Annotated in this window: 16 protein-coding genes; 9 read left to right on the top strand and 7 right to left on the bottom strand. The window is 65.2% G+C overall.

Going from position 1 to position 23,005, the window contains the following annotated elements; translation table 11 throughout:
- Positions 1-9 precede the first annotated feature (9 nt).
- Positions 10-744, bottom strand: a complete 735-nt coding sequence (locus tag QAZ47_RS31945) for a 4Fe-4S dicluster domain-containing protein (RefSeq protein WP_278204894.1) — start codon at positions 742-744, stop codon at positions 10-12.
- Positions 741-3,671: a molybdopterin oxidoreductase family protein gene (locus QAZ47_RS31940; RefSeq protein WP_278204893.1), complete on the bottom strand. Its 2,931-nt coding sequence runs from the start codon at positions 3,669-3,671 to the stop codon at positions 741-743. Before QAZ47_RS31940 ends, QAZ47_RS31945 begins: the two co-directional genes overlap by 4 nt.
- 279 nt (positions 3,672-3,950) lie before the next feature.
- Here QAZ47_RS31940 and QAZ47_RS31935 point away from each other — a divergent pair, with 279 nt between their 5' ends.
- Positions 3,951-4,838 (top strand): LysR family transcriptional regulator, encoded by an 888-nt coding sequence (locus QAZ47_RS31935; RefSeq protein ID WP_278204892.1) that lies wholly within the window; start codon positions 3,951-3,953, stop codon positions 4,836-4,838.
- A gap of 334 nt (positions 4,839-5,172) precedes the next feature.
- On the opposite strand, the gene QAZ47_RS31930 is transcribed toward QAZ47_RS31935, so the two are convergent.
- The 5 genes from QAZ47_RS31930 to QAZ47_RS31910 all read right to left on the bottom strand — a co-directional run bounded on the left by QAZ47_RS31930 (position 5,173) and on the right by QAZ47_RS31910 (position 14,002).
- Positions 5,173-6,429 (bottom strand): Hsp70 family protein, encoded by a 1,257-nt coding sequence (locus QAZ47_RS31930; protein ID WP_278232038.1) that lies wholly within the window; start codon positions 6,427-6,429, stop codon positions 5,173-5,175.
- Between the two features lie 128 nt (positions 6,430-6,557).
- Positions 6,558-7,754 (bottom strand): IS256 family transposase, encoded by a 1,197-nt coding sequence (locus tag QAZ47_RS31925; protein WP_278203348.1) that lies wholly within the window; start codon positions 7,752-7,754, stop codon positions 6,558-6,560.
- Between the two features lie 216 nt (positions 7,755-7,970).
- Positions 7,971-8,765 (bottom strand): TIGR02186 family protein, encoded by a 795-nt coding sequence (locus tag QAZ47_RS31920; RefSeq protein WP_278204890.1) that lies wholly within the window; start codon positions 8,763-8,765, stop codon positions 7,971-7,973.
- Positions 8,765-9,688, bottom strand: coding sequence for a sulfite exporter TauE/SafE family protein (locus tag QAZ47_RS31915; protein WP_278232037.1), 924 nt, complete (start codon positions 9,686-9,688; stop codon positions 8,765-8,767). Before QAZ47_RS31915 ends, QAZ47_RS31920 begins: the two co-directional genes overlap by 1 nt.
- A gap of 192 nt (positions 9,689-9,880) precedes the next feature.
- Positions 9,881-14,002, bottom strand: a complete 4,122-nt coding sequence (locus QAZ47_RS31910) for a peptidoglycan-binding protein (protein WP_278232036.1) — start codon at positions 14,000-14,002, stop codon at positions 9,881-9,883.
- Between the two features lie 463 nt (positions 14,003-14,465).
- Here QAZ47_RS31910 and QAZ47_RS31905 point away from each other — a divergent pair, with 463 nt between their 5' ends.
- The 8 genes from QAZ47_RS31905 to QAZ47_RS31870 all read left to right on the top strand — a co-directional run bounded on the left by QAZ47_RS31905 (position 14,466) and on the right by QAZ47_RS31870 (position 22,986).
- Positions 14,466-14,927: a MerR family DNA-binding transcriptional regulator gene (locus QAZ47_RS31905; RefSeq protein ID WP_278233923.1), complete on the top strand. Its 462-nt coding sequence runs from the start codon at positions 14,466-14,468 to the stop codon at positions 14,925-14,927.
- Positions 14,928-14,956: 29 nt separating this feature from the next.
- On the top strand, positions 14,957-15,166 hold the full coding sequence (locus QAZ47_RS31900) for a hypothetical protein (protein WP_278232035.1): 210 nt from the start codon (positions 14,957-14,959) through the stop codon (positions 15,164-15,166).
- On the top strand, positions 15,163-16,959 hold the full coding sequence (locus QAZ47_RS31895; protein WP_278232034.1) for an acyl-CoA dehydrogenase: 1,797 nt from the start codon (positions 15,163-15,165) through the stop codon (positions 16,957-16,959). The genes QAZ47_RS31900 and QAZ47_RS31895 overlap by 4 nt, the downstream gene beginning before the upstream one ends.
- A gap of 95 nt (positions 16,960-17,054) precedes the next feature.
- A complete protein-coding gene (locus QAZ47_RS31890; protein WP_278232033.1) occupies positions 17,055-18,224 on the top strand; it encodes an acyl-CoA dehydrogenase family protein in 1,170 nt (389 codons plus the stop codon).
- Between the two features lie 33 nt (positions 18,225-18,257).
- Positions 18,258-19,466, top strand: a complete 1,209-nt coding sequence (locus tag QAZ47_RS31885) for an acetyl-CoA C-acetyltransferase (RefSeq protein ID WP_278204885.1) — start codon at positions 18,258-18,260, stop codon at positions 19,464-19,466.
- Positions 19,467-19,480: 14 nt separating this feature from the next.
- The gene (locus QAZ47_RS31880; RefSeq protein ID WP_278232032.1) at positions 19,481-21,700 is read left to right on the top strand and encodes a 3-hydroxyacyl-CoA dehydrogenase NAD-binding domain-containing protein; all 2,220 of its coding nucleotides are present in this window, start codon (positions 19,481-19,483) and stop codon (positions 21,698-21,700) included.
- Positions 21,701-21,709: 9 nt separating this feature from the next.
- On the top strand, positions 21,710-22,252 hold the full coding sequence (locus QAZ47_RS31875; protein ID WP_278232031.1) for a thioesterase family protein: 543 nt from the start codon (positions 21,710-21,712) through the stop codon (positions 22,250-22,252).
- Positions 22,253-22,347: 95 nt separating this feature from the next.
- Positions 22,348-22,986 carry a helix-turn-helix transcriptional regulator gene (locus QAZ47_RS31870; protein ID WP_278204882.1) on the top strand — a complete coding sequence of 213 codons (639 nt, stop codon included), beginning with the start codon at positions 22,348-22,350 and terminating at the stop codon, positions 22,984-22,986.
- The last annotated feature ends 19 nt before the right edge of the window (positions 22,987-23,005 follow it).

Below are 23,005 nucleotides of genomic sequence, written 5' to 3'. Positions count from 1 at the left end.
GGGGCGAAGCTAATTCGAAAGCATGCGGTCGATCCAGCCGAGGAAGCCGCCCTCCGCCCGGATCGGCTCCAGCGCCGGCGCATCGACCTTCGCCGCGTGTTCGCTGAGGGCGCGCGGCGGCAGATATTTGTTGGTCGGCTTGTAGCCAAGTTCCGGCATCAGGTCGACGCCGCCCCGCTCCTCCACAAGCCGCGAGATCGCCGAGGCCGGATCGCCGAGATCGCCGAAATGCCGGGCGCTGGTCGGGCAGGCGGCGACACATGCCGGCACGCGATCTTCGGTCGCCAGATTGTCGTTGTAGATGCGGTCGACGCAGAGCGTGCATTTCTTCATCACGCCGACATCCGTATCGAACTCGCGCGCGCCATAAGGGCAGGCCCAACTGCACAGCTTGCAGCCGATGCATTTGTCCTCGTCGACCAGCACGATGCCGTCCGAGGTGCGCTTGTAGGAGGCGCCCGTCGGGCAGACGGTGACGCAGGCCGGCTGCTCGCAGTGGAGACAAGAGCGCGGAAAATTCACCGTGCGGCCGCCCGTCTCGGTCGTGTGCTCGTAGGCGTGAACGCGATTGAACCATACGCCGTCGGCATGCCCGCCATAAGGATCGGTGTCGGTCAGCGGCGCCATGTGGCCGCCAGTGTTCCATTCCTTGCAGGCGGTGACGCAGGCCTGGCAGCCGACGCAGGTGTCGAGGTCGATGACCAGGCCAAGCTTTTTGTCGGTCCGGGCGGGTAGGCAGGTCATTCGGCGGCCTCCCTTTTCATGCGGAATGCGGCGCCGTAGCGAAGCACATCCGGTGACGGCTCGACGTTTGGCAGTTGGGCAAAACGCTCGAACTGCGGCTCGGTGAAGCCGGCTTCCTCGGGCATGCATTTGACGAGGCGCACACGCACGTCGAACCATGCCGCCTGTCCGGTGACGGGATCGGAGTTCGAGTAGCGCTTGCCGTTGGCGTCGGCCGCGGTCTGGTCGCCGATGATGTGGTTGAGCAGGAAGCCGCGATTGCTCTCGGCGGCATCGTCCTGCAGGCCCCAGCTGCCGCGCCGCTTGCCGATCGCGTTCCAGGTCCAAACCGTGTCCGGGTTCACGCCGTCGATGAGCTTGATCTGGCCTTTCACCCGGCCGTTGATGCTCTCGATCCACACCCAGTCGTCGTCGGCAAGGCCAAGTCTGCCGGCCGTTTCCCGATGCACGAACAGCCGGTTCTGGCTGGTGATCTGCCGCAGCCACGCATTCTGCGAACCCCAGGAATGGTACATGTGCATCGGCCGCTGCGTCAGTGCATGCAATGGATATCTTTGCAGATCGACGGCCTCGTCCTCGAAGGGCGCGTACCAGAAGGGCAGCGGATCCATGTAGGCTTCGATGCGGCCGCGCTCGGCCTCCGGCGGCTGCAGCTGTCCATGGCCGCGTGCGGCGAGGCGAAAGCGCTGCATCGGCTCGGAGTAAAGCTGGAAGACGGTTCGTTCGGCCTTAGGGATGAATCCCATCTGCACCGCGAAGTCGAGATAGGCGCGATTGCCCATCTTGTAGTAGCGCTGGTCGTTGGAAAAATCGTGGTGCCAGAAGCCGCCATTGTCGATGTAGCGCTGCAACTGGTCCGGATTGACCTCGCCCTTGCCGATCGCGCCGCCGTTTTTGCCGCGCCACCCGGCGAGCGGGCCGATGCCGGGCGCGCGCTCGTGGTTGACGATGTAATCGGCATAGTCGCGGTATCTCGCCGAGCCGTCGTCGGTGACGAAGCCGGGCAGTCCGAGCCGCGCGCCGAGCTCGATCAGCACCGACTGGAACGGCCGCACGTCGCGGTCCGGCTGCACCACCGGATGGCGGATGGCGTCGCCCGGCCCGTCGGCATGGCTGATCGGCCGATCGAGCAGGCTGATGCAGTCATGCCGCTCGAGATAGGTGGTGTCGGGCAGAACCAGATCGGCGAACGGCACGGTCTCGGAGTAATAGGCGTCGGAATAGATGATGAAGGGGATTTTGTAGGCGCCGTCCTCGTCCCTGTCGGTCAGCATACGAATCGTCTCGACGGTGTTCATCGAGGAGTTCCACGCCATGTTCGACATGTACATCATCAGAGTGTCGATCGGATAGGGATCGCCGGCCCAGGCGTTGCGGATGACGCTATGCATCAGGCCGTGCGCCGCCAAAGGCGCCTCCCAGGAATAGGCCTTGTCGATGCGGGTAGGCCGGCCGGCCCCATCGACGAGCAGATCGTCGGGGCCGCAAACGAAGCCGAGCGGCATGCCCTCGAGCGGCGTCATCGGTCGGACGTTTTTGCCGGCGGGCTTGGGCCCCGGAGGCGCGCAACGGGGATAGGGCGGCTTGAAGCGGAAGCCGCCGGGCACATCCACGGTGCCGAGCAGAACCTGCAGCAGGTGGATGGCGCGGCAGCTATGAAAACCGTTGGAATGGGCCGAGATGCCGCGCATGGCATGCATCGATACAGGCCGTCCCTTGATCGTCTCGTGGCGCCGGCCCGCCCAGTCGGTCCAGGCGACCGGCAGCTCGATCGTTTGCTCGAAGGCGACATGCGCCAGTTCCGCCGCGATCCGGCGGATCGTATCGGCGCCGACCCCGCAGCGCCCCGCAACGACATCCGGCGAATAGTTTTCGTGCAGGTAGCGGTCGGCGATGAGCTGGAACACCGGCGTGCAGCGGCGTCCGTTGACCGTATAGTCTCCAGTCAACGCCGGTTTTGTTTCGGGGTCGGTAGCCTTGACCGGTTGCTTGGTCACCCTGTCCAGGGCGAGTAGATCGCCGGCGTCGTCGCGAACGAACAAGCCGTCATCTGCTGCACCTGGATCCTGGATCACGAGTACGGCAGCGTTGGTGTAGCGCAGCAGATAGTCGAGATCGATGCGGCCGGCCTTGAGCAGTTCGTGGACGAGGGCGAGCACGAATAAGCCGTCCGTGCCCGGCCTGATGCCGATCCAATCGTCGGCGATGGCGTTGTAGCCAGTGCGGCACGGATTGATCGAGACGACCTTGGCGCCGCGAGCCTTGAGCTTGCCGAGGCCGATCTTGATCGGGTTGGAATCATGGTCCTCGGCGACGCCGAACAGCATGAAGTATTTCGTATTGTCCCAGTCGGGCTCGCCGAACTCCCAGAACGAGCCGCCGATTGTGTAGAGGCCGCCGGCCGCCATATTGACCGAGCAGAAGCCGCCATGGGCGGCGAAATTCGGCGTGCCGAATTGGCTCGCCCACCAGCCCGTCAGCGATTGCGACTGGTCGCGCCCGGTGAAGAAGGCGAGCTTTTTCGGATCGGCGCGGCGGATCGCCGACAGCCGCTCGGAGGCTATGGTGAGCGCCTCCTCCCACTCGATCTCGCGGAACTCACCGTAGCCGCGCGGGCCGGCGCGCAGCAAGGGTTTCCTCAGCCGCGCCGGGCTGTAATGCTGCATGATGCCGGCGCTGCCCTTGCCGCAGATCACGCCGCGGTTCACCGGGTGGTCCTTGTTGCCGTTGATGTAGCGCACCTTGCCGTCCTTGATGTGGACGTCGATGCCGCAGCGGCAGGCGCACATGTAGCAGGTGGTCTTGGCGATGCGGTCGGAGACGTTCGGCGAGGTGTCGACGCCGTCGCCCTCCTTCGGTGCGCGCGTGTCGGACAGCGGCTGCTGGGAGGGTGCGGAGTTGGCGCCGCGTGGCGCACCGCTGCTCATGATCCGCGGATGCTCTCGTTACTCGCCAACTTGGCCTTCGTCTTTGGCCCCGGTCCGCGCATATAGTGCAGCTCGGGATGATAGCGCTCGCCGGCCAACTGCCGCCTCAGCCGACGGCTCCAATGCGCGAAAAGGGATTTGAAGCGCCCGATCATTTCCAACCTTGGCGTCAGAACGGCCAATTTTTTCCAAGCCTGGGCGAAAAGTTAGAACAAAGCAATTGATCTGTCTAACAAGCAGCTCTTGTAATTCCGATCGATTTTGCTTCTTAGTTGGCCCATGACACTCGATCAGCTGCGCATATTCGTCGCCGTCGCCGAGCATGGCCACATGACCAAGGCGGCCGAGTTGCTCGGCATCTCGCAGTCCGCCGCCTCTGCCGCCATCCGCGCGCTCGAAAGCCAGCATGGCGTGCGCCTGTTCAACCGGGTTGGGCGCAACATCGAGCTTGCGCAGACCGGCCACCGCTTTCTGCCCGAGGCCAAGGCCGTCCTTGAGCGCGCGGCCGCCGCCCACAATGTGCTGGAACACGTCTCGCAAACCATCACCGGCAGCCTGTCGATATCGGCCAGCCAGACCATCGCCAGCTATTGGCTGCCGAGGCGCCTGGCCGCGTTCCACGAAGCCTATCCGGCGGTGCGCCTCAGCGTCACCATCGGCAACACGAGGCAGGTGGAGGCCAATGTGCTGGACGGCAGGGCCGATTTCGGCCTGGTCGAAGGCCGCACCGAATCCGACATCCTGCGGCGCGCCACGGTCGACGAGGACCGCATGATGCTGGTCGTGGCGCGCTCGCACCCCGAAATTCCGACGACCCCGGCGGGAAACCTCGACATCAGGGCATTGCGCTGGATCATCAGGGAAGGCGGGTCGGGCACGCGCGAGGCGCTGGAGGATTTCGCGCGCGGCGAAGGCGTTTCGCCGGCGGAGCTGCAGATATTCCTCGTCCTACCCAGCAACGAGGCGGTGCGTCAGGCCGTGGAGGCCGGCGCCGGCGCCACTATCATCTCGGAGCTCGTCGTCGCACGCTCCCTGACGGAGGGCAGCCTGAGGTCTGTGCCGGTAGAATTGCCGAAGCGCGACTTCGCCATGATCACCCACCGCGACCGGCAGGCGAGCCTCGCCCAGATGGCGCTGAAGGCGCATTTGGGCGGGAAGGTTGGCTGAGCCCGGGCAGCATCAGGGCTGCATTGTTGGGATGCTCATCACAAACGTTCGAGATTGGCTGAAGCCTCCGAACGTCGTCTTCCACGGGCGGAGCGACGCGAAGCGGAGCGCAGACCCGAGGATCCATGCCGTTACCCCGGGCGAGGGGCGCGGCGGAGCAGAATTCTGCACCGTGGCAGCGCTCTGAAGTCACGGCATGGATCCTCGGGTCTGCGCCGCGTCGCTTCGCTCCTTGCTCCGCCCGTGGATGACGAAGAGACGGGCGTTTTGGCCAATCTCCTGGGTATGCCGCCGCTACCGGATGCACCCAGCTAACTTGCGGCAATACTGCCGCTCAGGCAAACTTCCGCCGCGCATCCAGCGCCAGGCCGAGCCCGACCGAGCCGAACATGTCGCCTTCGATGACGGAGGCCTGCGGCACCAGCGAAAGGATCCGCCGTTTTGCCAGCGGGATTGCCGTCGAGCCGCCGGTGAGGAACACAGCGGTGATGGCGGAAGCGGGAACGCCGGCGTCGGCGATTGTCTGCCTGACCGTCGCGGTCACCCGATCGATGTCGCCGCCGATCGTCTCCTCCAGGCCGGCGCGTGTGATCTCGGCCGCGAAGCGCGCGCCGGGCAGCGACACCTTCACCTCCGCCGAGGACTGGTCGGTCAGCGCGATCTTGGCCCGTTCGACCAGGCCGGCCATCGCATGCCCGTAACGATGCTCGACGATGTGGATGAAGCGGCCGACCAGATCGGCGCGCTCCGCCTCGAAGCGAATCTGCTTCAGGTCGGACATCGCCTTGGCGGTATAGACCAGGTTGATGCGCTGCCAGGTCGCGAGGTCGATGAAATAGCTCGCCGGCAGATTGCGCTTGCCGTCCTTGGTCGGCGTCAGATAGCCGAGCTCGGGCATGACATGGGCGATGCTGAGCAGCCGGTCGAAATCCGTGCCGCCGATATGGATGCCGCGATTGGCGAGGATGTCGCCCTTGCGGTCGTCCGAGCGGGCGCGCTCCGGCGAGACGCGCACGACCGAGAAGTCGGAGGTGCCGCCGCCCATGTCGACGATCAGCGCCAGCTCTTCGCGGGCGACGTTCTGCTCGTAGTCCAGCGCGGCCGCGATCGGCTCGAACTGGAAGGCGATGTGCTTGAAGCCTTGCGCGCGCGCCGCCTTCTCGAGCTCGCTTTGCGCCTTCGCATCGGCCTCGGCATCGTCGTCGACGAATTGCACGGGGCGGCCGAGCACGACGCGTTCGACCGGGCCGCCGGCATCCTCCTCAAGCCGCGTCTTCAAATGGCTGATGAAGAAGCCGATGATGTCGGTGAAGCCGATCAGCCGCGCCTTGATGCGCGTCTTCTCGTTGGCGAGCGAGCTGCCGAGAACGCTTTTCAGCGAGCGCATCAGCCGGCCCTCGACACTGTCGGTGTAGTCGGCGATCGCGCGGCGGCCGAAATAGGTATGGCCGTCCTCGAAGTTGAAGAAGACGGCGCTCGGCAGGGTGGGCTGTTCGCCCTCGAGCGCCACCAGTCGTGCCCGGCCGTTTCGGATCACGCCCACCGTGGAATTGGACGTGCCGAAATCGATGCCGCCGAATGCTGATTGCATCGCAGCCTCCTGTCATTGGTTCATCGCAGCGCATTGCCGGCGTCAAAAGACGCGCCGTCATCCGGATGGCCGGACCGCTCTGGGTTGTGTGCGTCAAGTTCTGCAAAAAGGGGCGGCCATGAGGCTGGTCATGCGGCTTGGCGCAGAGCGAGCTTCTTGTGCTCGCGCAGGTCGTCCATGTTGATGTAGCGGTTGGCCTCCATCCAGTTTTCGTTGGTTTCGACGGCCAGCGCCCTGACCAGGCGCAGGCAGCTTTCGGCGTTGGGAAAGATGCGCACGACATAGGTGCGGCGCCTGATCTCTTCGTTGAGGCGTTCCAGCATGTTGGTCGACTTCAGGTGCTTGTGGTGCTGGCGCGGCAGGCGAAAGAAGGTCAGCGTGCGCTCGATGGTCTCCTCCACCCACGTCGTCAGCCGCGGATAGCGGCCCGACCATTTGGCAAGCCACGCGGCGAGATCGGCCTTGGCCTCGGCGAGGTCGCGCCGGTCGTAGAGCCATCTGAGCTCCTGCAGGCAGTCGTCGCCGTGCTTGCGCGGCAGGTGATCGAGCGCGTTCCTGAGGAAGTGCACGTAGCAGCGTTGCCAGGCCGCTTCCGGAATCACCTCGCCGATCGCCGCGACCAGGCCGGCATGGTCGTCGGACACGACCAGTTCGACGCCCCTGAGACCGCGCGCCTTGAGCGCCACGAGGAAGTCCTTCCAGGCCGAGCGGCTCTCGCGATTGGCCATCTCCACGGCCAGGATCTGGCGCCGCCCGTCCCAGTCGATGCCGACCGCGATCAGCACCGCCTGGCTCATGACGATGCCGGCCTCGCGCACCTTCTCGTAGCGGGCATCGAGCACGAGGTAAGCAAAGGGCTCTTGAAGCGGGCGCTCGGCAAAGGCCTTCAGGCTTTCGTCCAGCCGTTTGTTGATGGCCGAGATCGACGAGGCCGAGAAGGCATGCCCGCACAGCTCCTCGGTGATCGCCTTGACCTTGCGGGTCGACACGCCTTGCACGTACATCTCGGCAAGCGTCGCCACCAAGGCCCGCTCGGAGCGCTGGTAGCGCTCGAACAGCTCGGTGGAGAAGCGCCCCTGCCGGTCCTGCGGAACCCGCAGCTCCAGCTTGCCGACACGGGTGACAAGCGTGCGGCCGTAATACCCAGAGCGATAGCCGAGCCGCTCCGGTGTCCGTTCGCTCTTCGAAGCGCCCAGCGCCTCGTCCATCTCGGCCTCGAGGACCTCCTGCATCACTGCGCGGATCACTTCGTGCAGCCCATCCGGGTTCGAAAGCAGAATGTCTTTGACGGCAGCTATGGCGGATTTATCTTCGATCTTGGTCATGGTGGCGTTCCTTCGCGGGAATCAGGTGACGTGAACAATCACCAGCCTGCCATGACCGCCCTCTCTCAGCGAATTTGCAGAACTCTCAGCACACTACCCCGCTCTGCCGAATTGTGTGGTTACCCCCTGGGCTGGGAGGCGGCGGTTTATCGCATGACAAGGAAAAGGGGAACCCCTCTTTTCACGGGAAAATGGGTCTTCCCATTTCCCGTGATGTCAATCTTTGCGGAAGACGATGCGTCCGAGCCAGCCGGTGAGCATGGCGAGCGACACGGCAAACACGCCATAGAGGAAGGAATAGTCATGCGCGACGCGGAAGACCGACTGTTCGAAACCGGATTTGCGGATTTCGAGTTGGGCGGAGCTTTCCTTCACGAACATGCCGCTCTTGAACAGGAAGGCGCGCGCCTTGTGCGTGCCGACCGGAATGTTGGGCGCCAGACGCACCGTGGCGCGGAACAGGCTTTGCGACAAGAACTGCACGCCCCCGACATTCTCGCTGTAGAGGCCGGTCGCAGTCTTGCGCTCGCGCAACGCTGCGGTGAATTCCTCGATCGTCGCCGGGCTCTCGGTCTCGTCGGCGGGCTTCATATAGAGGTTCTGGGAGCCCAGCGAGAGCTGCCTGTACTTGGTCGGGTCGGCGATGTCCTGCAAGGGTCGCGTCGTGGCGACCGAATAGGACACCGGCACGTTTTCGAACGTTTCCGATTCCAGATTGATCCAGACGCCGAGCACCCTGTCCTTGCGGCGCACGACCACCGGCCGTGGCGGCCCTTCGAGCACGACGATGACATCGTAGCGCCCCTGCCGCGACACCAGCGGGTCGGGATTTTCCAGCGACCCGAAGATGGTGAGATCGGCGCCCGAGAAGCCGGCGGTGATGGAGATCGCGTCGGTCGACAGGCCGATCTGGATGCCCTCGGCGGGCGGCGGCGTTTGCGCCGTCGCCGGCGACAGGGCGAGGAACAGCAGAAGCGAAACGGTTGCTGCGAACGCTCTCGACCCCGCCATCAGCTCAGGCCCGCGGCGGAGAGCGAGTAGGGATTGGGCGGCGTCGCGAAGAGGTCTATGGCCAGGCGGATGGCAACCGCCAGCACCAGCAGCGCAAGCAGGGCCCGCAGCTGCTCGCCGCGCAGCCTCTGGCCCGCCTTGGCGCCATATTGCGCGCCGGCGACGCCGCCGGCCATCAAGAGGAAGGCGAGGATCACGTCGACTGTCTGGTTGGTGGTGGAATGCACCAGCGTGGTATAGGCCGAGGTGAAGATGATCTGGAACAGCGAGGTGCCGATGACGACGTTGGTAGGCACCTTGAGCAGGTAGATCAGCGCCGGCACCATGATGAAGCCGCCGCCGACGCCCATGATCGAGGACAGGAAGCCGATCGCCGCGCCGAGCCCAAGCACCGGGATGACGCTGACGAACAGCTTCGAGGCGCGGAAGCGCATCTTGAACGGCAGCCGGTGGATCCAGTTGTGCTGGCCTGATTTCTTCAGCACCGGTGCCGCGCCGCTGCGGGTGGCGCGCAGCGCGTTGACGCTCTCGACCAGCATCAGTCCGCCGACGGTGCCGAGCAGCGCGACATAGAGCAGCGAGATGAACAGGTCCAACTGGCCGAGCCGGCGCAGCAGCGCAAAGACAAAGATGCCGGCGGTCGAGCCGACGATGCCGCCGGCAAGTAGCACGCCGCCGAGCTTGAAGTCGAGCGTGCCGCGCTTCATGTGCGAAAGCGCGCCGGAGAAGGAGGAGGCGATGACCTGGTTGGCGCCGGTGGCCACCGCGATCGCCGGCGGGATGTTGTAGAAGATCAACAGCGGCGTGATGAGGAAGCCACCGCCCACCCCGAACATGCCCGACAGGAAACCCACCGCCGCGCCCATCGCCAGCAGCACGAAGACGTTGACGGAAATTTCCGCGATCGGGAGATAGATGCCCACCCGTCTGTCTCGATCAGTTTGCCAATCGGCGCATGCCGCCGTCCCCAGCAGTTTCGCACCGAAAAGCCAATTTTTTCTTGCGCCGACGCGATGGCGGGGGGTTGACCCCGCCATCGCGTCGAAACAAAAACCATCTCAATCAGTTAACAGGCAAATCTGTGGCAAGCCGTCGCGGAAGCGACGCGCCTGCCGCTATTTGCGCGCCAGCAGTGCCTTGACGAGCGGCGCGTCGATCTCACCGGTCGGTTTCATCTTGTTGTCGGTCTGGAAGGCCATGATGGCGTTCTTGGTCTTGCCGCCCATCACGCCGTCGGCGCCGCCGGCATCATAACCGTTCTTGTTGAGGATAAGCTGGATGTTCTTCACCGCCTTCTTCATGTCGATGCCGGCGGTGGTCTGCGGCGTGCTGTCCTGCCAGGATTCCGGAATGTCGGCCGAGTTGGTGGCCGCGTTGAGCGGCTTTGCCTTCCACAGTTCCGTCGCGGCGCGGGCCCGTTCGAGCTGCTCGGGTCTCAACGCATTGGCGATCTCGTCGCGCTTGGACGCGGCGTCCTTGTCGCCGGTCTTGGCGACGAGGGCGAACCATTTGTAGGATTCCTCCAGGTTCTGCTTCATGCCGACGCCTTTGGCCGAAAGGATGCCGAGGTTGAACTGGCTGTCCTTGACGCCGAGGTCGGCCGCCTCCTGGAACCAGTGCGCCGCCGATTCATTGTCGGTCACGCCGTCCGCCGCCATGGCGAACAGCACCGCCAGATTGTGCATGGCGCTGGCGTTGCCCTGTTCCGCCGCGAGCTGGTAGTAGGTCTTGGCCTTCTTGATGTCGCGTGCGACGCCGATGCCCTTCTCGTAGAAATTGCCGATGCGGTATTCGGCCGGCGCGAAGCCCAGTTCGGCGGCTTTCTCGTACCATTTGGCGGCCGCCGCCATGTCTTCCTTCACGCCGCGCGATTCCGCGTAGCGCGAGCCGATCTCGAACAGCGCCTTGGCGTCGCCGCCTGCGGCCGCGTCGCGCAGCGCCGCCGGGCCGATCTCGGTCGGGATGTCGACCTTGGCGGCCGAAATTGCCGTCTGGCTGTCGGCCGGCGGGACCGTGCCCGTCGTCTCCGCGGCCGTGCCAGCCGGCGCGCTGGCCGAAGAAGCGCCGGCAGCCGGAGCACCGGGCACTGACGTGCCTGCCGCCGGCGTGCCGGCCGCCGGGATACCGGTCGTTGGCGCGCTGGTCATCGGCTGTGCATCCGCGTCCGTGTCCATGGCCGGTGCGTTCACGGCCGGGACGACCGGCTCGGACGGCGTCGCGGACGCCGACGGTGTCGGCGCAGAGAGCGCCGCCGGGCCAGGAGCCGGTTCGGCTGGCGCCGCGGCCGCGGGCATCTCGGGTCCGGACGGCTGGGCGGCGGCCTGTGGCGTTGGATCGTCCTTCGCGGGCTCGGCCTGCCTGACGACACGCTCCGGTGCGCTCTGAGGCTTTGCGGCGTCCGCGTCGGCCTTCGGCGCGCTTGCGGTATTGAGCGACGCGGTATCGACCGTCTGTGTGGAGACGGTCGGCGCGGCGTTGTTGCTGGCGACTGGCGCCGGATCGGCGAAGAAGGCCTTGCCGAGCTGCAGTCCGGCCAGCGCCATCATGATCGCGGCGGCCGCCATCAGGATCGGCTTGCGCCGCGCCTTTAGCAGGTCGCCGATTCTGAGCGCCTTCACCGGACCGGTCATCGTCGACTGTCGCTTCAGCGCGTCGGCCTCCGCGGCGGCGGCCTGCGCCGCGCGGCGGGCGGCGGCGATGAAATCGGATTTGGCGGCGTCGGTTTCGCTGCGCTTGGCCGGCTGGCCGCCGCGCTCGTCGCGCACACGCTTCATGATGGCGTTGAGGTCCGGCGCGCCGGAGCCCGGCTCCAGCGGCCGGTTGGCCGCTTTGGGATCGAGCGGTTCGTCGATATCGACGGTCGGAACGTCGCCGGCCGACGCCGAGCCGGCAAGCGGTGGCGTGCCCTCGTCCTTCTTGCCCCTGAAGGCACGCGCCAGCCCGCTGAACATCGACTTCTTGCGGCCGGTCTTCTCGGCCTTCTCGCCAATCGCGTCCGATCCGAGCGCGGCCATGGCGGCCGCCGCCGCGGCCTCGGCGGGCGTGCGCGGGCCAGGTTCGCCGCGCGCAACAGTTTCGTTTCGCATAACCGGCTCGTTGCGCAGGATCGAGGCGGCGTGCGTGTCGAGATCGTCAATGTCTCCGGCCAGCGGCAGCGGCTGGTCGATATCCATCGACGGCGCGTCCTGGACGGCGATCTTGCCGGCGCGAGCGGTCCGCTTGGCGCCGGGCTGCGGGTCGACGAGTTCGCTGACCGCTTCGCTTGGCTCTCCGGCCTCCAGGGAGCCCAGCCGGTCGACGATCTTGAGCAGCGTGTCGTGGATTGCCTCGAAAGTCCGTGAATTGCGCTCGTCGGAACGGCGGGTGAGCGCTTCCAGCGTCTTCAGGTCCTGCGCGAGCCCGCCCACGGCGGCCGCGTTGGCAGCAGCGCTGCTGGAGCCCGATTCGGCCAGCGAGCGGACGGCGTTCTCCGCCGCTTCGCGCGCGACGCTGAGGATGGAATCGCGGGTGCCGGCCAGCGACCTCTCGATCTCGTTGAGGCGCGGGCTGATGTCCTCGAAGTCGGGCAGCGGCATGCTCGGCTGCGACAGATGCGCCGAAAGGGCGGTCACCTGCGACTCCAGGCTGCGGATCAGTGCCGGATCGATGCCGGCGACCTGCGCGGCGGACGATTCCAGCCGGCTGGAAATGTCCTCGAGCCGGCTTTCCAGGCCGCGGATCGCCAAGTCGTTGGCGGGATCTGGCGTGCGCGTCTCTATGCGCTTGGCAAGCGCGGTGAAGCGGGCGTCGATCGCCTCCATGATACCGGCGCTGTCGTCCTGCTGCATGCGCTGGTCGAGCCTGTCGGCGACTTCGTCCAGCCGCCGCTCGAGGTCGCGGAACAGCATGTTGCTCTGCTCGATCGCGTCGCCCTGGCGGCGCTCGAGCAGCGAGGACAGCGCGTCGAAGCGCTGCTCCAGGCCCTGGAAGATATGGTCGGCGTCGGGCATTGCCGGCGTGCGGTCGATCTTGTCGGTAATGAGCGCGATCTGCTTGCCCAGACGTTCCATCGCCTGCTCCGGCAGGTTGGCGCGTCCGGCGATCTCGTCCACCCGACTGGACAGAAAATTGAGGCGGTCGATGACCTCGGCGCCTGGGCGCGACTGCGCGACTTCCTCGATCTGCTGCGCCAGCGAGGCGATCCGCTTCTCGATGCGGCCAAAGGTTTCCGGATCGAAGGCATTGGCCTGCGCCGCCACTGTCGAGGCGACGATGGCGCGGGAGATCTCGTCCAACCGCTCGTCGATCATCGCAAGCGTTTCGCCGCCGCGCATCGTCTGCTGGCTGGCGAAACGGTCGACCGCGCCGGCAAGAGTGCGGACCTTTTCCTCCAGCGAGGCGAGCGACAGCGACTGCGGCAGGTTGTTGACGGCGCTGCTGATCTGTTCGAGCCGGTCGGTGAGGCTCGAAAGATTGGGACCTTCGGCGCGCTGGCGCTGGTCGGCGTCGACGCGATCCTCGAAGGCACTCCAGCGGCGGTCGAAATCGTCCCAGCGGCGATCGACGGCCCGCACGCTTTCCTCGCGCGCCAGCGTGTCGAGCGCCGCCTTGACCTGCTCCAACTCCAGCCGCAGCAGGTTGACGCTGCGGTCGTCGCTCTTTTCGGCAAGCGTGTGGATGGCGCCGGAAAGCCGTTCGAACTCGAGGCCGAGTTCGGCGCTGCTCTTGTCCGCGGGGGCGCCATGCTGGCTCGCCGCCTGCAAGGCGCGATCGATGTCCTGGCGCAGCGCATCGAATTCGCGCTGCAAGCCTGCGGTCATCTGGTGGCGCAGTTCCTCGCGCAGGCCGCGCAATTCGACCGCGATCTTGCCGACCATCGCGACACTGTCCTCCTGGCCGCGTACCCGGTCGATGTCGCGGGCGATGGCCTGATAGTTGGGGCCGAAGCCAGAGGCGGCGGGCGCCGGATTTTGCGGTCCCCGATTTTGCGATGCCAAACCCTGCGATCCCTGGCTTTGCGGTCTTTGCGACGAGTAGGGGTCCTCGTACCAGCGCGGCTGGTCATAAGGTTGCGCGGCGGCATAGCGCGGCTCGGCGGCCGGCCGACGCGGATCGGGGCGCTCGGGCATGTCGGTGCGGGTCCGCTCCAGCCGCTGTTCCAGCGTTTCGAGCGAGCGGTTCAGCTCCTCCAGCGAGGTGTGCGGCCGGCGTTGCCTGCCGGCATTGAGTGTATCGAGATAGGACCGCTTGCTGTTCATCGATGCGCCCGTGTTCAGAATGACCGGCCAGGGCCGGTTTCCTAAAGTTCTGCCGGGAACGAAGGCGGCCGCGCGGCTCTGCCGCGGAGGAAGACGGGCTTCCCGGGTTTTCACCCACGCTTCGAAGACCGTGAAAAATTCGCTACAGGATAAACACGGGTGACCGACATGCGCAGATTTCGCCCAACGTGGTAAACAAGGCGTTAACCAAGCTTAAGAAGTTGCGCATAAATCCTGAGCCGCCCTGCTCAATCGGCCTCCGGGTGCGGCATAAAGTTCCGTACCGACAACGCCCTTGCGTCACCTGCCGGCTGTCGGTATAGAATTGACGTAAACGTAAAAGGTGCGAAGCCGTGCCTCTTGCGATTGATTTGTCGAAACCACGATTGGAAGCACGCCCCCGCTTCCACTCAGGCGACGCTCGGTCCGCGACCGCGACGCCATCAGGGGAAAGCCAGTGACCATGAAACTTGTTTCGCCCGGCGAAGCCGCGGCCAATAGCAATGACATTCCGGCCGAGGCCGGTGAGGAATTCGTCCGCATCGGCGAGATGGCCAAGAAATACGGCGTGACCTTGCGCACGCTGCGTTTCTATGAGGACAAGGGTCTCCTCAATCCGAAGCGCGACGGCTCGACCCGTCTCTACACGCGTCGCGACAAGGCTCGGCTGAAGCTGATCCTGCTCGGCCGCAAGGTCGGGTTCTCGCTGCGCGACGTCAAGCAGATGATGGATCTCTACGATCCGACCGGCTCCAACACCAAGCAGTTGCGGCTGGCGCTCGACAAGTCGGAGAAGCAGCTTGCCCGCCTGCAGAAGCAGCGGGCGCTGATCGAGGACGCCATCGGCGAGCTCAGCAATTCGATGGCGATCGTTCGCCAGATGCTGACCGAGCGCGCCGCGCCGCAGGCAAGCGCCGCCGGCTGATCGTCCTCGCGCTCAACGGCAAGTCCAAGATGGAAAAGCCGCATGGCCTCTGGCTGCGCGGCTTTTTTGCTGTCTTCGGTCCTGCGTTCACCAAAAAATTTTTCGGCTGCGACGAAGTTGACGTTTACGCAAACGTCAATATTTGGTATCGGGACCACGACATTGGCTCAGCCTCCCATCCGGAGCTGGATCGGGAGCTTGCTGGCTGGTCAGGACCGCAAGGGTGGAGGAAGGCATGACGATCTACAGGGCGCCCGTCCAGGACACGCTGTTCGTGCTCAACGACGTGCTCGGCTATCAGCGCTATTCCAATCTTCCGGGCTTTTCGGACGCCACGCCCGACGTCGTCGAGGCGATCCTCGCCGAAGGCGCGAAGCTTGCCGAAAACGTCATGCATCCGCTGAACCGGGTCGGCGACATGGAAGGCTGCGAGCGCCGTGACGACGGCTCGGTGACCACGCCCAAGGGCTTCAAGGAGGCCTTCGACCAGTATCGCGAGGGCGGCTGGATGGGGCTCGCGGCTCCCGCCGAGTTCGGCGGCCAAGGCCTGCCTTACACCGTCCACACCGCGGTCTCCGAATACATGGTCTCGGCCAATATGGCGCTGATGATGTATCCCGGCCTGACGCAGGGCGCGATCGCGGCCATCGTCACCCATGGCACGGACGAGCAGAAGGCCACCTGGCTGCCCAGGTTGATCGAAGGCGCCTGGACCGGCACCATGAACCTTACCGAGCCGCATTGCGGCACCGACCTTGGCCTGCTGCGCACCAAGGCGGTGCCCAACGGCGACGGCAGCTACAGGATTTCCGGCCAGAAGATCTTCATCTCCGCCGGCGAACACGACATGGCGGACAACATCGTGCATCTGGTGCTGGCCCGCGTCGAGGGCGCACCGGAAGGCGTCAAGGGCATCTCGCTGTTCATCGTGCCGAAGTTCAAGCTCGATGGTTCCGGCAATATCGGCGAGCGCAATGCGCTCTCCTGCGGCTCGATCGAGGAGAAGATGGGCATCCACGGCAATTCGACCTGCGTCATGAACTATGACGAGGCGGAGGGCACTCTGCTCGGCGAGCTGAACGGCGGCCTGAAGGCCATGTTCACGATGATGAACGAGGCCCGCCTGGGCGTCGGCCTGCAAGGGCTTTCGGTCTCCGAGATCGCCTATCAGAACGCCGCCGCCTACGCCAAGGATCGCCTCCAGGGCCGGTCGCTCTCCGGCGTCAAGGCGCCGGACAAGAAGGCCGATCCGATCATCGTCCATCCCGACATCCGCCGCTCGCTGATGACCATGAAGGCGTTCAACGAGGGCGGCCGCGCGCTGGCGCTGTGGACGGCGATCAAGTCGGACGTCGCGCACCGCTCCGGCGACGACAAGGACCGCCAGGCGGCCGATGACTACACCGGCCTGATGACGCCGGTGGTCAAGGGCGTGCTGACCGACAAGGGCTTCGACCACGCCGTGATGGCGCAGCAGGTCTTCGGCGGTCATGGCTACATCGAGGAGCATGGCATGAGCCAGTTCGTGCGCGATGCCCGCATCGCCATGATCTACGAGGGCGCCAACGGCATCCAGGCGCTCGACCTCGTCGGTCGCAAGCTGGCGCAGAATGGCGGCCGCGCCGTGCAGGCCTTCTTCAAGGAAGTCGGCGAGTTCTGCGAGGAAAACCGCGCCGACGAGAAGATGGCGCCCTTCACCAAGGCGCTGAAGAAGGGCCTGAACGACCTGCAGGCGGCGACCATGTGGCTGGTGCAGAACGCCATGGCCAAGCCCGACAATGCGGGTGCGGCCTCGACCGACTACATGCATCTCTTCGGCCTGGTCGCGCTGGGCTATATGTGGGGGCAGATGGCCAAGTCCGCTCAGGCCAAGCTGGCGGAAGGCGCCAACGGCGCTACGTCCTTCTACGACAGCAAGCTGGTGACGGCGAGCTTCTTCATGGAGCGGATCATGCCGGAGACCGCGACGCGTCTCGCGCGCATTTCCAGTGGCGCGGATACGCTAATGGCGCTGCCGGTGGAAGCGTTCTAGAAATGCTCGGCGTCCCCTCCCCCTTGAGGGGAGGGTGGCCCGAAGGGCCGGGAGGGGTCGCCCGCGACGAACTCCGGCGCAGCGGAGGAAATAGCATGACAAACCCAGCCGAAGTTCTTGGCCTGCCGAAGCCCGCCTGGGCGGCGGACGAGGTCGGCATGCTCTACGACATGGCGACCCGCTTCATGGCGGAAGAGATTGCGCCGCGCTACGACGAGTTCGAGAAGAACGAGATGGTCGACCGCGAGAGTTGGCTGAAGGCGGGCGCTGCCGGCCTGCTCTGCGCTTCGATGCCGGAGAAATACGGCGGCTCCGGCGGCACCTTCGCGCATGAGAGCGCCATCATCGAGGCGATCGGCCATGTCGGCGTCGACGGCTTCGGCATCGGCCTGCACAATTCGATCGTCGCGCCATACATCCTGCATTACGGCTCCGAGGAGCAGAAAGAGAAATGGCTGCCGAAACTGGCGACTGGCGAGCTGATCGGCGCCATCGCCATGACCGAGCCGGGCGCGGGTTCGGACCTGCAGGGCGTCAAGACCCGCGCCGAGAAGGACGGCAACCACTACAAGATCAACGGTTCCAAGACCTTCATCACCAATGGCCAGCTCGCCAACCTGATCATCGTCGTCACCAAGACCGATCCGGACAAGGGCGCCAAGGGCACCTCGCTGATCGTCGTGGAGACCGACGAGGTCGAAGGTTTTGAGCGCGGCCGCAACCTCGACAAGATCGGGCTGAAGGCCAACGACACATCCGAGCTGTTCTTCAACGACGTGCGCGTGCCGACCTCCAATCTGCTCGGCCACGAGGAGGGCAAGGGCTTCGTCCATCTCATGGAGCAATTGCCGCAGGAGCGGCTGCAGATCGGCACCGGCGCGATCGCCATGGTCGAGCGGGCGCTGGCGATCACCATCGACTATGTCAAGGAGCGCAAGGCCTTCGGCAAGGCGATCATCGATTTCCAGAACACCCAGTTCAAGCTGGCCGAGCTCAAGACCGAGGCGACCATCGGCCGCGTCTTCTACAATGATTGCGTCGCCCGCCACATCGACGGCGGCCTCGACCCGGTCACCGCCTCGATGGCCAAATACTGGCTGTCCGACCTGCAGGGCAAAGTCGTCGACGAATGCCTTCAACTGCATGGGGGCTATGGCTACATGAACGAATATCCGATCGCCCGCATGTACCGCGACGCCCGCGTCCAGCGCATCTACGGCGGCACCAACGAGATCATGAAATTGCTGATCGGGCGCTCTCTCTGAGCGCGGCGGCCGGCAAATCCAAGGAGCATGAAAATGGCCGAAGCTTACGTCTATGACGCCGTGCGCACGCCGCGCGGCAGGGGCAAGAAGGATGGCTCGCTGCACGAGGTGCCGGCGGTGCGGCTGGCGGCAAAGACGCTTGAAGCGTTGCGCGACCGCAACGAGCTCGACACCGGCAATGTCGACGACATCATCTTCGGCTGCGTCGATCCTGTCGGCGAGGCGGGCTCGGTCATTCCGCGTGCGGCCGCCTTCGAGGCCGGCTACGACACCAAGGCGCCGGGCATGCAGATCTCGCGCTTTTGCGCCTCGGGCCTCGACGCCATCAATTTCGGCGCCGCCAAGATCGCGCAAGGCGCGGACGAGATCGTCATTGCCGGCGGCGTCGAATCCATGTCGCGCGTCGGCATGGGGATGTCTGGCGGTTCCTGGTTCATGGATCCGTCCGTCGGCCTGCCTGGCTGGTTCGTGCCGCAGGGCATTTCGGCCGACCTGATCGCCACCAAATACGGCTTCAGCCGCGACGACGTCGACGCCTATGCGGTCGAGAGCCAGAAGCGCGCCGCCAAGGCCTGGGAAGAGGGCCGCTTCAAGAACTCGGTGATCCCGATCAAGGACCAGAACGGCCTCACCATCCTCGACCGTGACGAGCACATGCGGCCGTCGACCGACATGCAGTCGCTCGCCTCGCTCAATCCGTCCTTCGTCATGCCGGGCGAGATGGGCGGCTTCGATGCGGTCGCCGTGCAGAAGCATCCGGAAGTCGAGGAAGTGAGCCACGTCCATCACGCCGGCAATTCGTCCGGCATCGTCGATGGCGCGGCCGCCGTGCTGCTCGGCTCGAAGAAGGCCGGGAAAACCATGGGCATCAAACCCCGCGCGCGCATCCGCGCTTTCGCCAATATCGGCTCGGAGCCGGTGCTGATGCTGACCGGCCCGGTCGACGTCACCGAGAAGCTCTTGAAGCGCGCCAAAATGAAACTGTCGGACATCGACCTGTTCGAGCTCAACGAGGCCTTCGCCTCCGTTGTGCTGCGCTACATGCAGGCCTTCGACATCCCGCACGACCAGATCAACGTGAACGGCGGCGCGATCGCCATGGGCCATCCGCTCGGCGCCACCGGCGCCATGATCCTGGGTACGGTGCTGGATGAGCTGGAGCGCCGCGACTTGAACACCGCGCTGGTCACGCTCTGCATCGGCGCCGGCATGGGCACCGCCACCATCATCGAACGCGTCTGACGGGGAGAGAAGAGATGAGCTACACCAATTTCACCCTCGACATCGACGCCGACGGCATCGCGCTGGTCACCTGGGACATGCCCGGACGCTCGATGAACGTCTTTACCGAAGAGGCGATGCGCGAGCTCAACTCCATCGTCGATCACGTGGCCAGCGATGCGGCCATCAAAGGCGTGGTCATCACCTCCGGCAAGGACAGCTTCTCCGGCGGCGCCGACATCACCATGCTGCAGAAGATGCTCGCCACCTTCGCCGTGGAAAAGGAGAAGGATCTCGAAAAGGCGACCAAGGCGCTGTTCGACAATGCCGGCTACATGACCGGCCTGTTCCGCAAGATCGAGACCTGCGGCAAGCCGTGGGTTTCCGCCATCAACGGCACCTGCATGGGCGGCGCCTTCGAGATGTCGCTCGCTTGCCACGGCCGCGTCGCCGCCGATTCCGACAAGGTGAAGATGGCGCTTCCCGAGGTGAAGATCGGTATCTTCCCCGGCGCCGGCGGCACCCAGCGCGTGCCGCGGCTGACCGACCAGCAGCAGGCGCTGCAGATGCTGACCACCGGCCAGACTCTCACCCCGCAAAAGGCGAAGTCGATGGGCCTGATCCACGAGATCGCCCCGCCCCAGAAGCTCGTCGAGACCGCCAAGGCGATGATCAAAAACGGCCTGAAGCCGGTCGCGCCCTGGGACGAGAAGGGCTTCAAGCTGCCCGGCGGCCCGATCTATTCGGCGGCCGGCGCCAATCTCTGGCCGCCGGCCATCGCCATCCTGCGCCGCGAAACCTACGGCAACTATCCGGCCGCGGCCGCGATCCTGAAATGCGTCTACGAAGGCCTGCTCGTTCCCTTCGACACGGCGCTCAGGATCGAGCAGCGCTATTTCACCGAGATCATGCGGACCAAGGAAGCGGCGGCGATGATCCGCTCGCTGTTCGTGTCGCTGCAGGAATTGAACAAGGGCGCCCGCCGCCCCGCCGGCGTGCCGGACACCAAGTTCAAGAAGATCGGCATCCTTGGCGCCGGCTTCATGGGCGCGGGCATCGCCTATGTCACCGCCAAGGCCGGCATTCCGGTCGTGCTCCTCGACCGCGACATGGAGTCGGCCGAGAAGGGCAAGGCGCATTCCGACAGCCTGATGGCCGATCAGGTGAAGAGGGGCCGCGCCAAACCCGAGGAGAAAGACAAGCTGCTCTCGCTGATCACGCCGACGGCCGACTACGCCGATCTTGCCGGCTGCGACCTCGTCGTCGAGGCCGTCTTCGAGGATTCGGCCGTCAAGAAGCTGGCCACCGAGAAGGCGGAAGCGGTGCTGAAGTCCTCTGCGATCTTCGCCTCCAACACCTCGACCATCCCGATCACCTCGCTGGCGAAGAATTCGGCACGGCCGAAGAATTTTGTCGGCATCCACTTCTTCTCGCCGGTCGACAAGATGATGCTGGTCGAGATCATCCTCGGCAAGAAGACCGGCGACAAGGCGCTCGCCGTCGCCATCGATTTCGTGCGCGCCATCAAGAAGACGCCGATCGTCGTCAACGATACGCGCGGCTTCTACGTCAACCGCTGCGTTCTCCGTTACATGTCGGAAGCCTACAAGATGCTGATCGAAGGCGTGCCGGCCGCGATGATCGAGAACGCCGCCAAGGCCGCTGGAATGCCCGTTGGCCCGTTGGCACTCACCGATGAGACGGCGATCGATCTTGCCCAGAAGATCATGAAGCAGACCATCAAGGATCTCGGCGAGAAGGCCGTCGATCCGAAGCAGATGGCGCTGATCAACACCATGGTCGATACGCACGGCCGCTTCGGTCGCAAGAACGGCAAGGGTTTTTACGACTATCCGGCGAAGCCCGCGAAGAAGAAGCTGTGGCCGGGCCTCAAGGATCTCTATGCGCAGTTGAAGCCGGAGAAGGTCGACTATGAGGAGCTGAAAGAGCGCCTGCTGGTCACCATCGCGCTCGAAGCCGTGCGCGTGATGGAGGAGGGCATCGTCACCGACCCGCGCGAGGCGGATGTCGGCTCGATCCTGGCCTTCGGCTTCGCCCCCTTCACCGGCGGCGCGCTCTCCTACATCGACGGTATCGGCGCCAAGCGTTTCGTCAAGATCGCCAAGGGCCTGCAGAAGAAATACGGGGCCGAATTCAAGGCGCCGAAGCTTTTGCTCGACATGGCCGAAAAGGGCGAGACCTTCTACCAGCGCTTCGACCCCTACCAGAAGGGCGAAGTCAGGAAGGCCGCCTGACGCTCGATCATGTATGTCTGGGGGCGCCTCGCGCGCATGATGGCCACGGCGGGAAGCCGTGGCCCTTACATGGTCGGCGATCAGAGTCGGCTGGCCTTCCGCTGCCTCCCGACCGACATCGATTTCAACAGCCATCTCAACAATGCGCGCTACATGATGCTGGCCGACCTCGGCCGCATCGATCTTTTTCTTCGCGTCGGTCTCGTCGCGCTGGCCCGCCGCAACGGCTGGGCGCCGATGATCGGCGGGCTGCAGTCGGCCTATGTGCGCGAGATCAGGCTGTGGCGGCGCTTCGAGGTGGTGTCGTCGATCGAGACCTGGGAAGGCACCTCGGTCGTCGGCAAGCACCGCTTCGTCCTCGACAATGGCGAGACGGCCGCGCTGATCCTGACCACGGGCGGCGTCTATGACCGTCGCGGCCGCCGTTTTCTCGAGATCGACGAGGTCGTCGCGGCGCTCGGCCATTCCACCCGGCCGCGCCCGCTGACCGAAACTGAACGGGCGTTCATGATTTCGCACAAGAACCTGCGCGAGCAGGCCAAGCAGGTCTGATTGTCGGCGATCCGACGCTTCGCCAGTGGACAATCGGATGGTCGCGCGCTAGACAATTCTGAGGCATTTTTTCCTGTTTTCGAAGGAGAGCGGACTTGCTCTCACACGATCGCGTCTGGGCCGCAATCGATGCTCTCGCCGAGCGCTATTCGCTCTCGGCCTCCGGCCTCGCCAGGCGCGCTGGCCTCGATTCGACCGCTTTCAATAAATCGAAACGTCTCTCTTCCGACGGCCGCCCGCGCTGGCCCTCGACCGAATCCCTGGCCAAGATCATCGAGGCCACCGGCGCTTCGCTCGAAGAATTCACCGTGCTGGTCGAGGGTCGCAGCGGCCCCGTCGAGCCGCAGCGCACGGCCGTGCCGCTGCTCGGCTTTGCCCAGGCCGGCGCCGGCGGCTTCTTCGACGACGCCGGCTATCCGTCGGGGCAGGGCTGGGACCTGGTGGAGCTTCCGACGCGCGCGGCGGAAAGCTCCTACGCGCTGAAGGTCCAGGGCGATTCCATGCTGCCGCTCTACCGCAACGGCGACGTGCTGATCGTCGAGCCGGGCGCGCCGACGCGCAAGGGCGACCGCGTCGTCGTCAAGACCACTGCCGGCGAGGTCATGGCCAAGGTGCTCGACCGGCAGACCGCGGCGTCGATCGTGCTGGTCTCGCTCAATCCCGCTCACCCGGACCGCGACATTCCGATGCGCGATGTCGAATGGGTGGCGCGGATCGTGTGGGCCAGCCAATAGGTCCGGGCTGGTGCGGATC

The sequence above is a fragment of the Mesorhizobium sp. WSM4904 genome (assembly GCF_029674545.1).
Classification (GTDB): Bacteria; Pseudomonadota; Alphaproteobacteria; order Rhizobiales; family Rhizobiaceae; genus Mesorhizobium.
The sequence above is the reverse complement of the archived record's forward strand: the minus strand, read 5'-3'. Positions and strand labels throughout refer to the sequence as shown.

What these genes read in the sequence shown, in the direction of transcription:
- QAZ47_RS31945 (WP_278204894.1), bottom strand. Translation starts at nt 744, where the DNA reads ATGACCTGCCTACCCGCCCGGACCGACAAAAAGCTTGGCCTGGTCATC.
- QAZ47_RS31940 (WP_278204893.1), bottom strand. Translation starts at nt 3,671, where the DNA reads ATGAGCAGCGGTGCGCCACGCGGCGCCAACTCCGCACCCTCCCAGCAG.
- QAZ47_RS31935 (WP_278204892.1), top strand. Translation starts at nt 3,951, where the DNA reads ATGACACTCGATCAGCTGCGCATATTCGTCGCCGTCGCCGAGCATGGC.
- QAZ47_RS31930 (WP_278232038.1), bottom strand. Translation starts at nt 6,429, where the DNA reads ATGCAATCAGCATTCGGCGGCATCGATTTCGGCACGTCCAATTCCACG.
- QAZ47_RS31925 (WP_278203348.1), bottom strand. Translation starts at nt 7,754, where the DNA reads ATGACCAAGATCGAAGATAAATCCGCCATAGCTGCCGTCAAAGACATT.
- QAZ47_RS31920 (WP_278204890.1), bottom strand. Translation starts at nt 8,765, where the DNA reads ATGGCGGGGTCGAGAGCGTTCGCAGCAACCGTTTCGCTTCTGCTGTTC.
- QAZ47_RS31910 (WP_278232036.1), bottom strand. Translation starts at nt 14,002, where the DNA reads ATGAACAGCAAGCGGTCCTATCTCGATACACTCAATGCCGGCAGGCAA.
- QAZ47_RS31905 (WP_278233923.1), top strand. Translation starts at nt 14,466, where the DNA reads ATGAAACTTGTTTCGCCCGGCGAAGCCGCGGCCAATAGCAATGACATT.
- QAZ47_RS31900 (WP_278232035.1), top strand. Translation starts at nt 14,957, where the DNA reads ATGGAAAAGCCGCATGGCCTCTGGCTGCGCGGCTTTTTTGCTGTCTTC.
- QAZ47_RS31895 (WP_278232034.1), top strand. Translation starts at nt 15,163, where the DNA reads ATGACGATCTACAGGGCGCCCGTCCAGGACACGCTGTTCGTGCTCAAC.
- QAZ47_RS31890 (WP_278232033.1), top strand. Translation starts at nt 17,055, where the DNA reads ATGACAAACCCAGCCGAAGTTCTTGGCCTGCCGAAGCCCGCCTGGGCG.
- QAZ47_RS31885 (WP_278204885.1), top strand. Translation starts at nt 18,258, where the DNA reads ATGGCCGAAGCTTACGTCTATGACGCCGTGCGCACGCCGCGCGGCAGG.
- QAZ47_RS31880 (WP_278232032.1), top strand. Translation starts at nt 19,481, where the DNA reads ATGAGCTACACCAATTTCACCCTCGACATCGACGCCGACGGCATCGCG.
- QAZ47_RS31875 (WP_278232031.1), top strand. Translation starts at nt 21,710, where the DNA reads ATGTATGTCTGGGGGCGCCTCGCGCGCATGATGGCCACGGCGGGAAGC.